At 51.4% G+C, this 13872-nt stretch carries 12 protein-coding genes; all 12 read right to left on the bottom strand.

The annotated features are described in order from the left end of the window. Positions 1–24: 24 nt before the first annotated feature. Genes Q0L26_RS00770 through pyrR form a run of 12 tightly spaced genes read right to left on the bottom strand, consistent with a single transcriptional unit; the run spans position 25 to position 13816 of the window. Entirely contained in the window at positions 25–1920 is a 1896-nt protein-coding gene (locus Q0L26_RS00770; protein WP_296646094.1) for a hypothetical protein, read from the bottom strand. A gap of 8 nt (positions 1921–1928) precedes the next feature. Further along, positions 1929–3122, bottom strand: coding sequence for a methionine adenosyltransferase (gene metK, locus Q0L26_RS00775; RefSeq protein ID WP_296646097.1), 1194 nt, complete (start codon positions 3120–3122; stop codon positions 1929–1931). A 51-nt stretch (positions 3123–3173) separates the two neighbouring features. Beyond that, positions 3174–4361, bottom strand: a complete 1188-nt coding sequence (coaBC, locus tag Q0L26_RS00780) for a bifunctional phosphopantothenoylcysteine decarboxylase/phosphopantothenate--cysteine ligase CoaBC (RefSeq protein ID WP_296646102.1) — start codon at positions 4359–4361, stop codon at positions 3174–3176. Between the two features lie 17 nt (positions 4362–4378). Next, positions 4379–4633: a DNA-directed RNA polymerase subunit omega gene (gene rpoZ / locus Q0L26_RS00785; RefSeq protein ID WP_296646104.1), complete on the bottom strand. Its 255-nt coding sequence runs from the start codon at positions 4631–4633 to the stop codon at positions 4379–4381. Between the two features lie 47 nt (positions 4634–4680). Beyond that, positions 4681–5232: a guanylate kinase gene (gmk, locus tag Q0L26_RS00790; RefSeq protein ID WP_296646107.1), complete on the bottom strand. Its 552-nt coding sequence runs from the start codon at positions 5230–5232 to the stop codon at positions 4681–4683. Beyond that, a complete protein-coding gene (gene pyrF, locus Q0L26_RS00795; protein WP_296646109.1) occupies positions 5225–6082 on the bottom strand; it encodes an orotidine-5'-phosphate decarboxylase in 858 nt (285 codons plus the stop codon). Before pyrF ends, gmk begins: the two co-directional genes overlap by 8 nt. Beyond that, positions 6072–9371 (bottom strand): carbamoyl-phosphate synthase large subunit, encoded by a 3300-nt coding sequence (carB, locus tag Q0L26_RS00800; protein WP_296646112.1) that lies wholly within the window; start codon positions 9369–9371, stop codon positions 6072–6074. Before carB ends, pyrF begins: the two co-directional genes overlap by 11 nt. Then, the gene (carA, locus tag Q0L26_RS00805) at positions 9371–10501 is read right to left on the bottom strand and encodes a glutamine-hydrolyzing carbamoyl-phosphate synthase small subunit (protein ID WP_296646115.1); all 1131 of its coding nucleotides are present in this window, start codon (positions 10499–10501) and stop codon (positions 9371–9373) included. Before carA ends, carB begins: the two co-directional genes overlap by 1 nt. Then, positions 10498–11001: a hypothetical protein gene (locus tag Q0L26_RS00810; RefSeq protein WP_296646118.1), complete on the bottom strand. Its 504-nt coding sequence runs from the start codon at positions 10999–11001 to the stop codon at positions 10498–10500. Before Q0L26_RS00810 ends, carA begins: the two co-directional genes overlap by 4 nt. Next, the gene (locus tag Q0L26_RS00815) at positions 10994–12307 is read right to left on the bottom strand and encodes a dihydroorotase (RefSeq protein ID WP_296646121.1); all 1314 of its coding nucleotides are present in this window, start codon (positions 12305–12307) and stop codon (positions 10994–10996) included. Before Q0L26_RS00815 ends, Q0L26_RS00810 begins: the two co-directional genes overlap by 8 nt. Then, complete coding sequence (locus Q0L26_RS00820; RefSeq protein ID WP_296646122.1) at positions 12300–13259, bottom strand: aspartate carbamoyltransferase catalytic subunit; 960 nt, start codon at positions 13257–13259, stop codon at positions 12300–12302. Before Q0L26_RS00820 ends, Q0L26_RS00815 begins: the two co-directional genes overlap by 8 nt. Further along, positions 13259–13816 (bottom strand): bifunctional pyr operon transcriptional regulator/uracil phosphoribosyltransferase PyrR, encoded by a 558-nt coding sequence (gene pyrR, locus Q0L26_RS00825; RefSeq protein ID WP_296646123.1) that lies wholly within the window; start codon positions 13814–13816, stop codon positions 13259–13261. Before pyrR ends, Q0L26_RS00820 begins: the two co-directional genes overlap by 1 nt. Positions 13817–13872 lie beyond the last annotated feature (56 nt).

Consider the following 13872-nt stretch of genomic DNA (forward strand, 5'->3'; position numbering starts at 1 on the left):
TAGGACCCTTTCATCTGTCAGCCTCTAGATTACTTCTGAGTCGTCCATTTTTACGCGGATTGGTCTTGTTGCGCGACCAGATTTGGAGCTAAAGGCAGTTTGCCCAGCTGAATGCACCGCAATCAATGACCGCATGATTTTTGACAGGTTCTCGCCCTGTGAATACTCATACCTAACGAAGGCGCGCCAACCCGTCAGCACTTCTCGTTCATAAACAGGGATAGGCCCCAGAATCTCGATTTCTTTGTTTTGCTGCAAATCAGACAAAACTGCCTGCAAAACTGTTTGTTCCGCAAAAATTGACGCCAATCGCACAGCTGGCGGGAATCGCAACTCACGGCGGCTCGATAATTCTTTTGCTGCAATTACCTGCATGTTCCATGCGCTCATGTTGAGAGCAAGATCTCCGTGCAGACCAACTATCACAGACTTGCTACCGGTTGCCCCAAGTGCGATTGCATTCGCCCAATTTCGCACAGCGTCTTCCGTAGCGCGAAGTGAATCCTTTGCCAGTGCCTGTTGAGCGTCGAGTATGACGACAGCGCTGTATCCGTGTTCGGCTCTTGGTTCAGCCCCAGGCGTAGCAACAACCATCTGTGGCTGATTCGATACCGATGCTTTTTTGTGGTCGCCGGTCGATTCAACCAGCAAGACACCGGGAAACCCTCTTCCGAACTCCTCTAGTGTTCGAATCGTCCCCGCGCGGCCTCCCCTAAGCTTGGTCGAGCCGCAGGCGTGGCAGTGAAAATTGGCATTGATCAGATTGCACCAACGGCATCGAACTTGGTTGTTTCGATCTAGCCAAATTGGCCCATTGCACTTATTGCAGGTTGCACGCGACGAACAATTCGAGCAAAATCCAGAAACCGAACTGCCTTTGCCAGCTACCTGAATAAGTACCGGTCCAGTCTTCAAACCGTCACGGATAGCTTGCCAGGCATGGCCATCAACCCGGACGTTTTGGTCGGTGGTAGTGCAGGTTGGGCGCTCAAAAACTTGAACGCTATCTCTCAGATACCCGATCTCGACAAGTCGCTGGATTTCTGATGAACGCACATGCGAGGCGAAGAAGATTGAACAATTGGATTGAACCTGGCGAATTAGAGCGACTTCACGGGAGTGTGAATATGGTGATGATTGCTCAAGATGGCTCGAGTCACCGTCATCCCAGATCGCAATTAGACCGAGATTCATAACTGGTGCATAAACCGCAGCCCTACTACCCACGATGATAGAAACTTCGCGTGAGAGTGCTTTCAGGAAGGCTGCGTATCTTTTGGATTTAGTTTGATCGCCGGCGTAGTCAACTAACAAAGGCTCTACCGGAGTACCGGCGGCCGCTTTGATGAATGCGGCTTGATCTCTGAAATCAGGAAGAAGAACAATCGAAGATTTTCGTTGGAGAACCATCTGGGTGCATCGCTGAACGAGTTCGATTGCCCATGCAGGGCCGCGCTCATCTGTTGAGGGGTTGATGATTGATGTTTCGCGGTAACTTGACTCATCGACCAGCGATGTGGCCGGCGGATCGAAAAACAGCGAGGCATCGCCTGCTAGAGAATCTAGCCATCGCTTCTCAACAGCTACCGACCTGGTCGGAACAGCTAACTTCAAGACGTCGCTGATGGCAACCACCTGACGGTCTGCAACTGCCCGCGCAAGTTTGTAGATGTCGGCCGTAAGTGCCGGTACCTCAGAAACTAGTTTCTCGATTTCGGAAAGCTTGCCAGAGTAGTCAGATTCGTCAACCAAATCGACAACAAAACCTTCAGTAAGGCTGCGACCCCGCCCGAATTGAACTAATACGCGGCTGCCGCGGTTCACCAACGCAACCATCTCGTTTGGCACTAGGTAGTCAAAAACCCTATCTAGTTGGGGTAAGGGTGAGTCAATGACAACCCTTGCCACCAATTGAGTCATTTGATTGTTTATGCGCCTACGAATGAACGCAGTTCGCTCGCACGGTTGGTTGCTTCCCAGGTGAATTCAGGCAGTTCGCGCCCAAAGTGGCCGTAGGTAGATGTCTTTGAATAAATCGGTCGCAAAAGGTCGAGGGCTTCGATGATTGCCTTCGGGCGAAGATCGAAGGTGTTCTCAATAGCGGCAACGATCTGGTCGTCCGAAACGTGGCCGGTTCCGAAAGTTTCTACATACAAGCCAACCGGACGAGCTACTCCAATTGCATAAGCAACCTGAACCTCTACTCGGTCAGCGAGCCCGGCGGCGACGACGTTCTTGGCCACCCAACGCATTGCGTACGCAGCTGAACGATCTACCTTGCTCGGATCTTTTCCAGAGAATGCACCGCCTCCGTGGCGGCTCGCGCCACCATAGGTGTCAACGATGATTTTTCTTCCGGTAAGACCGGCGTCGCCCATTGGTCCGCCGACTTCAAACTTGCCGGTCGGATTGATGAACAGTTCAACTCCGCTGAAATCCAAACCGGTTGTTTCGAGAATTGGGTTGATGACAACATCACGCATGGCTGCAACAATCTGGGCGTGTGTGACGCCCGGATTGTGCTGAGTGGATAGCACAACTGACTCAATGGTCTTGGGTACGGTTCCTTCATAGCCAATGGTTACCTGGGTTTTGCCATCTGGGCGCAGGAAATCGACTTCACCCGATTTACGAACACTAGCCAGACGAGAACTCAGCTGGTGAGCGATGTTGATGGCCGAAGGCATGAGGGTTGAAGTTTCGTTTGTGGCATAACCGAACATGATGCCCTGGTCGCCAGCGCCCTGGGAGTCATAGGTGTCGGCAGAAGACTGGACTCGAGACTCGAAGCCAACATCAACACCCTGAGCAATGTCAGGGGACTGCTGACCGATTGAAATAGACACACCGCAGCTGTCTCCGTCGAAACCGATGTCAGATGATGTGTAGCCAATTTCGCGAATCTTCTCGCGAACCAATTTTGGAATCTCAACATAGCCCGAAGTCGTTACCTCACCAGCAACGTGAACCAAACCGGTTGTGACCATGGTCTCTACAGCAACACGAGCGTTTTGATCTTGCTCAAGCATGGCGTCGAGGATGGTGTCACTTATCTGGTCACAGATTTTGTCTGGGTGACCCTCGGTAACTGACTCAGAGGTGAAGAGGCGAAGTTTGCTCATAATGGGTCAAGTATATCGGCTCACTGAGACAACTAGAGCTGCAGCAAGCTACTAGCGAACGATGAAGTCTAAAAGTTCGTGTGCAACAAGTTTTTTCGAGCCCTGCGCACCAACGCCCTCGCCCCTATTGTTCAAGATGAGAACTGAGGTTTGATCCGAGTTAAAAATCGCGCCACCAGCCACATTGTTTGCCACGAGAAAGTCACAACCCTTGTTCTCAAGTTTTATCTCGGCCAATTTGGTTAGCTCGGCGTCATTTGAAGCTGTCTCGGCAGCGAAACCAACAATCAATTGCTGCTTGTTTTCAGAGTTACGACGTTCGACGACACTTTTCAAGATGTCGACATTCGGAACCAAGTCAATCGAATAATTCGAAACCGGGTTTGACTTCTTTATTTTTGACTCTTCATATGAAGCTGCTTTGAAGTCGGCAACGGCAGCGGCCATGATTATGATATCGCTGGAATCAAAAGCGCTATTCACTGCATCGAGCATTTGATCGGCTGTGCTCACTCGAATTACATCGCGCAGACCTAAACTAGATTCACTTAAATTGGCGGCAATGAGGGTTACCTCAGCGCCACGGGCTTGGGCCGCTAACGCAATTGAAACACCTTGCTTGCCGCTCGAACGATTGCCGAGGAATCTAACTGGGTCTACTGGCTCTTGAGTTCCGCCGGCTGTAACGAGTACTCGTTTTCCAGCTAAATCCTGAGGATAACGAAGAGCAATTGCAGCCGCGAAAATCTCTTCTGGTTCAGGTAGGCGCCCTGGACCAGAATCTTCTCCGGTTAGACGACCAACTGCTGGTTCAAGAACGTCCACTCCGCGCTCACGCAAGGTTTTTACATTTGCTTGGGTCGCTTGGTGATTCCACATCTCGCTGTGCATCGCGGGGGCAACTAATACCGGAGCCGTAGTAGCCAAAAGGGTGCTACCCAATAGGTCGTCGGCGATACCCGCGGCATACCTCGCAAGAAACGAAGCTGTCGCTGGCGCGACCACAATTAGGTCTGCCTCTTGGCCAAGTTGCACATGCTTTACGTCAGCGACATCCGTGTATAAATCAGGGTCAACTGTGTTGTGAGAAAGAGCCTCTAGAGTCGTGGCGCCAATAAACCGAAGTGCGTTTGCCGTAGGTATAACTTTTACTGTGTGACCAGCTTCGGTGAAAGCACGGATGAGCGAAGTGGCCTTATATGCAGCAATGCCGCCGGTGACTCCAACGACGACATGCATGCTAAGCCTTGGCTTCTTTACTCTGAAGCGGTTTTGACCAACTTGTTCTGGTCGATCTCGTGCATCGCGATGGTGAGTGGCTTCTCGTCAACGGTTGCGTCTACCAATGGGCCAACGTTGTTGAAAAGGCTACCCTCGTGAAGTGCAGAGTAGTAGTCGTTGATCTGGCGTGCACGCTTTGATGCAAAAATTACGAGCTCGTACTTTGAGTCAACCTTGTTTAGTAGGTTGTCAATTGCTGGAGATACGATGCCTTCTAGCTTTTCAGACATGGTTCAACTTTCTGTTGTCTTTAGCGTGGGATGAATGCGAATAATCGCTAAGCCTGAATCAAGTCTACGACTTTGCGGGCACAAGATGCCACATCATCGTTGATAACCACGTAATCGAAGTCGTCTTGAGTGGCTAGTTCGGCTTTTGCGGTCTCGAGTCGTCGAGCTTGTTCCTGCGGGGTTTCTGTGCCTCTCCCCTGCAATCTGCGAACAAGTTCTTCCCAACTAGGTGGCGCGATAAAAACCGTTTTGCAGTCTGGCATTGCTGCTTTGACCTGGGCAACACCCTGAACGTCAATTTCAAGGATGATTTTCTCGCCGCGCTTTAGTGCCTCAACAACCGGTGCCTTAGGAGTTCCGTATTTATTGACTCCGTGGACCACCGCATATTCAAGCATTTCACCGGCAGCGATGGCTTGGTCAAATTGCTCGTGGGTCAAAAAGAAATAGTCAAATCCGTTAACTTCGCCCGGGCGTGGCGCACGTGTGGTGGCAGACACCGACAGGTGCACATCCGGATAGTTTTCAAGAATGTGCGCGATTACTGTGCCTTTACCAACTGCGGTAGGACCTGCAATAACAAGCAATTGATTAGACATTTAGTGCCTCGGCAAGCTCAAGAGTTGAACGCTCAATCAGGCTTGGCATTTCAGTCGAGCCAGCAGCTAGAACACTCCGAGAAACTGAGTGAATAACCTGTTCGGCGGCCGAACCAAAGAGTTTGCGGGTGTCGGCCAGTTGGGCGCCCTGGGCACCGAATCCGGGAGCCAAAATAGGTGTTGCCGAAACTTTTTGACCTTCTAGCAGCTTTTCAAGACCGATGCTGTTTAGGTCTAAGGTTGCTCCAACAACCGCGCCGAATGAACCTATTCGTTGGCCACTCGAGCTGGCATCGTTAACTTCTTGAAGTTTGCGCCAAATTTGCGCAGAGATAGATTCTCCTGCAATCTGAGCTCTTTGCAATTCAGCACCCTCTGGGTTTGAAGTTGCTGCGAGCACGAATAGACCAGTACCCACTTGATTGCACTGCTCAATTACACCAAGCAAAGAGTCGAAGCCCAAGTATGGTGAAACGGTAAGCGCGTCGCACGTGAACGGAGCATTGTCGCCGATCCAGGCATCGCCATATGCAGCCATCGTTGTTCCGATGTCACCTCGTTTGGCATCCATGATTACTACCAGATCTGTCTGAGCAGCAGCTTTAGCAAGCTCTTCAAGTACCGCAAAACCCTTAGCGCCATGACGTTCGAAGAATGAAACCTGAGGTTTGATTATGCCTACCCGACCAGTTGCAGATTCAAGCGATTTGAACGCAAACGAACGTAGACCATCTACGTTGTCAGTGAGTCCCCAAGATGCCAACAGTGACTCGTGCGGGTCGATGCCGACACATAGTTGTCCGTATTTGGCGAAGGCTAACTCAAGTTTCGCTCCGAAGCTACTTAGCAAGTGCCGCCGCCCGATCTGCTGCGTGGTCTTGCAGTGACTTGACACTGAAAGGCCCATCGATGACAGCCTCGAATGAACCGATGGCCGCGCTCAACTGAGCAATAGTTGTGAAGATCGCCTTATCTGCGGCTGTGGTTGCTGCGCGAATCTCGTAGCCATCCTTGCGGGCACTTGAACCCGAAGGAGTGTTTACCACTACATCAACTTTGCCAGCTGTAATTAGGTCAACAATTGTTGGTCCTTCAGCAACGGTGGTGTCGTCGGTGTGCTTTCTAACCACCTGTGCCTCGATACCGTGGCGAGCCAAAATTGCAGCTGTGCCGCTGGTAGCGAGAATCTTGTAGCCAAGCTGTGATAGTCGACGCACAGGCAAAAGCACCTGAGGTTTATCCCGGTCAGCTACCGAAACAAAGATGTTGCCAGATGTAGGCAGAGCACTTCCCGCTCCTGACTGGCTCTTGGCAAATGCCCGAGGGAAGTCAACGTCGATACCCATTACTTCACCGGTTGAACGCATTTCTGGGCCGAGTAGTGAATCGACGAAGCGACCATCCTTGGTTGCAAATCTCTTGAATGGCAGAACTGCCTCTTTCACCGAAATAGGCGAACCCGCTGGGATGTAGGTGCCGTCTTTTTCAGGTAGGTGGCCGTCAGCAATAAGTTCTTTAATGCTCTTGCCAACCATAACGAGTGAGGCTGCCTTAGCCAGGGTGATTCCCAGTGCTTTTGACACAAATGGAACAGTTCGAGACGCTCTAGGGTTTGCCTCTAGCACGTAAAGTACATCGGCGGCCAAAGCGAACTGAACATTCAAGAGTCCTCGCACGCCAACACCCTGGGCAATCTTTAGTGTTGCCTCGCGAACTCTAGCGATTTGCGAATCGCTGAGAGTCACTGGAGGAAGCGTGCAGCTTGAGTCACCCGAGTGAATACCGGCTTCTTCAATGTGCTCCATAACGCCACCGACATAAAGGTCGGTTCCGTCGAACAGCGCATCGATGTCGATTTCAATTGCGAAATCAAGGAATCGGTCAACTAGCAGTGGGTGCTCTGGGCCAACAATTGCTTGGTCCTTGATGCGATCGAAGTAATCGCGAACGCCGTTCTGGTCGTAGATGATCTCCATGCCGCGACCGCCAAGAACGAATGAAGGGCGCACCAATACCGGGTAGCCAATTCGAGCGGCGATAACCTCAGCCTCAGCCAAAGTTAGTGCGGTGCCGTTTGGTGGAGCCAGCAGGTCGCCGTCTTCAAGAATCTTTGAGAATAGGCCACGCTCTTCAGCTAGGTCGATAGCTTCGGGTGATGTTCCGAGGATAGGGATGCCAGCTGCCTTCAAGCCCTTGGCTAGACCAAGTGCGGTTTGGCCACCTAGCTGTACGACAACACCGACCAACTCGCCGCTCTGCTGTTCAGCGTGAATTACCTCCAGCACATCTTCAAGGGTGAGTGGCTCAAAATAGAGGCGGTCTGAGGTGTCGTAGTCGGTTGAAACAGTCTCAGGGTTGCAGTTGATCATGATGGTTTCATAACCTGCATCTGAGAGCGCAAATGACGCATGCACACAGCTGTAGTCAAATTCGACACCCTGACCAATTCGGTTTGGGCCAGAACCAAGAATTACGACCTTTTTGCGGTCAGATGGAATGACCTCGGTCTCTTCTTCGTAGGTGCTGTAGTGATAAGGGGTAAGTGCCGGAAACTCGCCGGCACAGGTGTCTACCGTCTTGAATACTGGGCGAAGACCAAGATCATGACGCATGGTGCGAACCTCGGCCTCAGTTACTCCACGAAGGTTCGCGATCTGAACATCACTAAAGCCGTGATCTTTCGCGCGTCGAATCACAGCTGCGTCTAGTGAAGGTGCTGCAGCAACGTCTGCAGCGACCTCATTGATCAAGACAATCTGGTCAATGAACCAAGGGTCCATCTTTGTTGATTCAAAAACCTGCTCTGGAGTTGCGCCGGCGCGCAGTGCCTGCTGAAGCAGAACGATTCTGCCGTCAGTCGGAGTTTTGATTGCCTCAAGTAGCTCGTCAACGTTGCCCAGTGGGCCATCCCAGTGGAATGAAGAACCGCGACGCTCAAGACTGCGGAGAGCCTTTTGAAGCGCTTGTGAGTAGTTTCGACCAATCGCCATTGCCTCGCCAACAGACTTCATGGTTGTGGTCAGCGTTGCATTTGCAGCAGGGAACTTCTCGAATGCGAAACGCGGAACCTTGACCACGATGTAGTCGAGAGTCGGCTCAAAGCTAGCCGGAGTTACCCGGGTGATGTCATTTGGAATTTCATCCAAGGTGTAGCCAATAGCCAACTTGGCCGCAATTTTGGCAATCGGAAAACCAGTTGCCTTTGAAGCTAAGGCAGACGAACGGCTAACGCGCGGGTTCATCTCAATCACAACTACTCGGCCATTACTCGGGTCAACGGCAAATTGAATGTTGCAGCCACCGGTGTCTACACCAACAGCACGGATGATGTCGATCGAGATGTCGCGAAGGTTCTGGTATTCACGGTCGGTAAGAGTCAGTGCTGGGGCCACCGTGATTGAGTCACCGGTGTGAACACCAACCGGGTCGACGTTTTCAATCGAGCAAACCACGACGCAGTTGTCGTTGGTGTCACGCATGAGTTCGAGTTCGTACTCTTTCCAGCCAAGAATTGACTCAGAGAGCAATACCTGACCAACCGGGCTGGCCTGAATTCCTGAAGAACAAATGCGACGAAGTTCTTCTTCATCGTGGGCGAAGCCAGAGCCGAGTCCACCCATGGTGAATGAAGGCTGCACCATTAGCGGGTAACCAAGTTCTGAAACTGCATCCAGGCATTCATCCAAGGTTGAACAAATCACTGACTTAGCAACATCGGCACCAGCATCAAGAACGAGCTGTTTGAAGATTTGACGGTCTTCACCCTTTTTGATTGCGTCGACCTTGGCTCCGATTAGCTCAACGTTGTACTTGTCGAGAATGCCCATTTCGTGCAGCGACATCGCTGCATTTAAAGCGGTTTGACCACCAAGGGTTGGCAAGATCGCGTCTGGCTTCTCTTTGATGATGATTGACTCAATTACCTCGGGGGTAATCGGCTCAATGTAGGTGGCATCGGCGAAGTCTGGGTCGGTCATGATGGTTGCCGGGTTCGAGTTCACCAAAATCACACGGATGCCCTCTTCGCGGAGGACTCGACAAGCCTGAGTTCCGGAATAGTCAAACTCGCAGGCCTGACCGATGACAATCGGTCCTGAACCGATTACTAGAACGCTTTTGATGTCTGAACGTTTTGGCATTATTTGGCCACCTTGTTGGTCTTGATCATGTCGACCAAACGGTCGAATAGATAGTTTGAATCGTGTGGGCCGGCTGCGGCCTCAGGGTGATATTGAACCGAGAAAGCAGGGATGTCGAGACATTCCAAGCCCTCAACGCAGTCATCGTTGAGTGATACGTGACTAACCGCGACGCGACCGAAGCCAGCTGGGCTGTCGACCTCTGGCCCGCCATCAACTTTCACAGCAAAGCCGTGGTTGTGTGCAGTAACTTCGACACGGCCAGTCTTGCGGTCAAGTACGGGTTGATTAATTCCACGGTGACCGAACGGCAGTTTGTAGGTTTCGAAACCAAGCGCGCGTCCCAATAGCTGGTTACCGAAGCAGATTCCGAAGAATGGAATGTTTCGGCTTAGAACTTCGCGAAGCACTTCAACCTGACCGCCTGCGGCTTCTGGGTCTCCTGGGCCATTCGAGAAGAAAACAGCGTCTGGCTCGCTTGCGAGAAGGGTTGCCGCATCAACTTTTGCAGGAAAAACAACTGTTTCAAGTCCGCGTGCATTCATGTGTTCAATCGTTGATTTTTTGATGCCCAAATCGAGAATCGCAATGCGCCCAATCTTTTCACCTTCAGCTGGCGAGGTGTACTGCGCCGGTGTGGTCACCGTGTCGCTTAGCGAAAGTCCCTTCATCTTTACCGATGAATTAACCTCAGCAACCAAATCCTCAATCGGACGAAGTGCGTCAGGACCTGAGAAAATGCCGGCACGCATTGATCCACGAGAACGAAGGTGGCGAGTCAATGCACGAGTGTCGATACCGGCGATGCCAACTACTCCATACTTTTCGAGCTCGGTAGGCAAAGATGATTCTGCGCGAAAGTTAGAGACAATTCGTGATGCGTCGCGAACTACGTAGCCCGCAACCCAGATTTTGCTCGACTCTTCGTCTCTCGCGTTCACACCCGTGTTTCCAATGTGTGGCGCAGTTTGAACAACAATCTGCCCCGCGTATGAAGGGTCAGTCAGAGTCTCCTGGTAGCCGGTCATTCCAGTGGCAAAAACAGCCTCCCCTAGAGTTATGCCGATGCTGCCATAAGCTTCGCCGCGAAAAACACGGCCGTCTTCAAGCACTAGAACTGCTTGGGTCATTTTGTTGCCTCTCTAAGGGTTACTTTTGAAACAGTGTTTAGAAACTTTTCGCGCTCAAGTGTGTCAACTATGCGAAGGTGTGTAGAAAGTTGCGATTCGTCGTGATTCCAGTCAACGCTGATGATGCCGCCCGATTCGACAGCCTTGTCAATCACTGCTTGAGTGCTACCCACGTTGAAGATATCGGCTCGGTCAATTGCGAGCGGAACTTCGCCGTCTCGAAGAATTAGAACGCCCTCAGAAAAGATCAGGACCTGACACTTGCCTCTAAATCCAAGGCCGTATGCGTTGATGCGTTCGAGTGAGTTGTTTGCAAACGTGGTTGCGACATAGAAGGCATTGGTTTGAAGCAATAGTTCTCCAAAGAACTCCAAAGCCTCTAGAGGCTGTTCGAACAGCAACTCTTGTTTCTTGCGGCGTCGCAGCCAACTAGTGATCATTAGCAGCCCGATAAAGGCGAGCAGAATGCCTGCGTAGATTGCCATCAAATCTTTAGTCATTACGGCCACGACCTCGAGAAGCTAGTTCACCATTCTTGACTGTCTGGTAACCACGGTAGATTGTGTGGATTACACGACCAGGCAATTGCATGCCAACGTATGGGTTATTGATTGACCTAGATGCCGATTCTGCAACTACAGTTCGGTTTGCCTTCGGGTCGATGACCGTAATGTTGGCGATGCTTCCAACCGCAATTGGTTGACCATTTTCGGCATCCCCAGCAATTTGAGCCGGCTTAGTTGCCAAAACCTCAACAAGGCGGTTCCAGTCAGACTTGCCGCTTTCGATTAGAACCAATTGGGCAATTGAGGCTGCGGTTTCTAGGCCAAGCATTCCAAATGCAGCTGCGTTCCATTCACAATCCTTTGCCTCGATTGGGTGCGGGGCGTGGTCGGTGCCAATGATGTCAATGGTTCCGTCAATCAGAGCCTCTCGCAAAGCCAGAACGTCATCCTGGGTGCGCAGCGGTGGGTTCACTTTGTAAACAGCGTCATATGAACGCACCAATTCGTCGTCAAGAATTAGGTGATGAGGAGTTACCTCGGCCGTAACTCTGATTCCTCTGGCCTTTGCCCACTTAACGATTTCAACCGAACCGCGAGTAGACAGATGGCAAATGTGAACTCGAGAATCAACATGCTCGGCAAGCAAAACATCTCTGGCAATGATTGATTCTTCGGCCACTGAAGGCCAGCCAGTTAGACCAAGCTCGGCCGAAACTTTACCCTCGTTCATTTGAGCGCCCTCGGTTAGACGAGGGTCTTGAGCATGTTGCGCGATTACCCCACCAAATGCCTTTACATACTCTAGAGCGCGACGCATTAGAACTGGGTCGTGAACGCATTTTCCATCGTCAGAGAAAACTCTGACTTTAGCTTTAGAGTTTGCCATCGCACCGAGTTCTGCCATTTGTTTGCCCTCGAGCCCAACGGTGACCGCGCCGATTGGGTACACGTCTGCATAACCGGCTTCAATTCCTAGGCCTGCAATTTGCTCGACCACACCTGCGGTATCGGCAACCGGCATGGTGTTTGCCATGGCGTGCACTGCGGTGTAGCCACCCATTGCTGCCGCCTGAGTGCCGGTGAGTACGGTCTCGCTCTGTTCAAAACCAGGCTCACGCAAGTGGGTGTGAAGGTCTACAAATCCCGGAAGCGCAACCAAGCCGGTGCAGTCCAGAACTTCGGTTTCTGATGGAGCGGTTATTGCAGTTGCAACCTCGACAATTCGATCGCCGGCAACAAGGATGTCGGTGACTTCGCCTGAAGCAAGCTGTGCATTTTTCAAAAGTATTTGCTTAGACATCAGCAGACCTTTCGCCTGATAGTAGTGAATAGAGAACAGCCATACGAATAGAAACTCCGTTGGTGACCTGTTCCAAAACTGTCGAACGTGGTGAGTCAGCAGTGACAGCATCGATTTCGAGACCACGGTTCATTGGTCCGGGATGCATAACAATTGCGCTGTCTTTGAGAGCGCCCAAACGTCCAGCATTGAATCCCCAGATTCTGGCGTATTCGCGTTCTGTCGGAAAATAGCTTGCGTTCATTCGTTCAGCCTGCAGGCGAAGCATCATCACAACATCAGGCTTTTCAGTCGCAAGCATTTCATCCAGGTTGTAGTGCAAAGCAGCCTTGAAGCCCGACGCGTTCTGTGGCAAAAGTGTCGGCGGTGCAACGAAATGCACTTCGGCACCCAAGGTGCTCAGTAGAAGCTGATTTGAGCGGGCAACACGTGAGTGAAGAATGTCACCGACAATTGCAACCTTCACGCCATCAAGGGCTTTACCAGGGCTTTGAGCGCCATGGATTCTCTTTCGCATGGTGAAAGCGTCGAGCAGCGCCTGAGTAGGGTGCTCATGGGTGCCGTCGCCAGCATTGATGATTGAGCCTTGAATCCAGTTGCTGTGTGCCAATACATTGGCAGCGCCCGACGCAGAGTGTCTAATCACAACCGCATCTGCGCCGATCGCCTCGAGGGTTTGAGCGGTATCTTTCAGGCTTTCACCTTTTGAGACGCTAGAACCCTTTGCTGAAAAATTGATGACGTCAGCCGACAGGCGTTTCTCTGCTACCTCGAATGAAATTCTGGTGCGAGTTGAATCTTCAAAGAAAAGATTGACAACTGTTTTGCCTCGAAGGGTAGGCAGCTTTTTGATCTCGCGGTCATTGACGTTCGACATTCCCTCGGCAATGTCGAGAATTTCAATAGCTTGCTCTCGACTCAAATCGCCCGCAGAAAGTAAGTGTTTCGTCATTATTCGATCACCACAGCATTCTGATCATCGGTTTCGTTAAGTTGCACGTTAATACGTTCTTCGCGCGAAGTAGGAAGATTTTTTCCAACAAAATCAGCGCGGATAGGCAACTCACGATGACCGCGGTCAACCAACACAGCAAGTTTTACGGCGCGTGGTCTACCAAAGTCATTGAGTGCATCAAGCGCGGCTCTAATGGTTCGCCCACTGAATAGAACATCGTCAACCAGAACTACTACTTTGTCATCGATGCCTTGGCTCGGAATCAGTGTCTGGGTAACCGGGCGAGTCGGATTCGATGCCAAATCGTCGCGATACATGGTTATGTCTAGACGGCCAAGCAGATCTTCAGGTTTTACGTCAGGTTCGGCTCTCGCGATAACTTTGGCAATGCGTTCCGCCAATAGAACACCGCGGGTAGGAATACCGAGAAGAACTAGGTTTTTCGCGCCACTCTTCTGCAGTGCAGTATTGGCTTCAAGAATTTCATGCGCGATGCGCGTAACGGCGCGATCAATGTCGTCGCTACTCAAGACGGTGCGTGCAGACACGCCCACCTCCTTCTCCGCCTCTCTGGACGGTCTTAAAGGATGTTGACAAAATTCTAGCAGTT

The organism is Rhodoluna sp. (genome assembly GCF_024641065.1).
Lineage (GTDB): Bacteria > Actinomycetota > Actinomycetes > Actinomycetales > Microbacteriaceae > Rhodoluna.

Coding starts and splice junctions, on each gene's coding strand:
- carB (WP_296646112.1), bottom strand. CDS start 9,371: ATGCCAAAACGTTCAGACATCAAAAGCGTTCTAGTAATCGGTTCAGGA.
- Q0L26_RS00820 (WP_296646122.1), bottom strand. CDS start 13,259: ATGACGAAACACTTACTTTCTGCGGGCGATTTGAGTCGAGAGCAAGCT.
- gmk (WP_296646107.1), bottom strand. CDS start 5,232: ATGTCTAATCAATTGCTTGTTATTGCAGGTCCTACCGCAGTTGGTAAA.
- Q0L26_RS00770 (WP_296646094.1), bottom strand. CDS start 1,920: ATGACTCAATTGGTGGCAAGGGTTGTCATTGACTCACCCTTACCCCAA.
- Q0L26_RS00815 (WP_296646121.1), bottom strand. CDS start 12,307: ATGTCTAAGCAAATACTTTTGAAAAATGCACAGCTTGCTTCAGGCGAA.
- Q0L26_RS00810 (WP_296646118.1), bottom strand. CDS start 11,001: ATGACTAAAGATTTGATGGCAATCTACGCAGGCATTCTGCTCGCCTTT.
- coaBC (WP_296646102.1), bottom strand. CDS start 4,361: ATGCATGTCGTCGTTGGAGTCACCGGCGGCATTGCTGCATATAAGGCC.
- rpoZ (WP_296646104.1), bottom strand. CDS start 4,633: ATGTCTGAAAAGCTAGAAGGCATCGTATCTCCAGCAATTGACAACCTA.
- metK (WP_296646097.1), bottom strand. CDS start 3,122: ATGAGCAAACTTCGCCTCTTCACCTCTGAGTCAGTTACCGAGGGTCAC.
- carA (WP_296646115.1), bottom strand. CDS start 10,501: ATGACCCAAGCAGTTCTAGTGCTTGAAGACGGCCGTGTTTTTCGCGGC.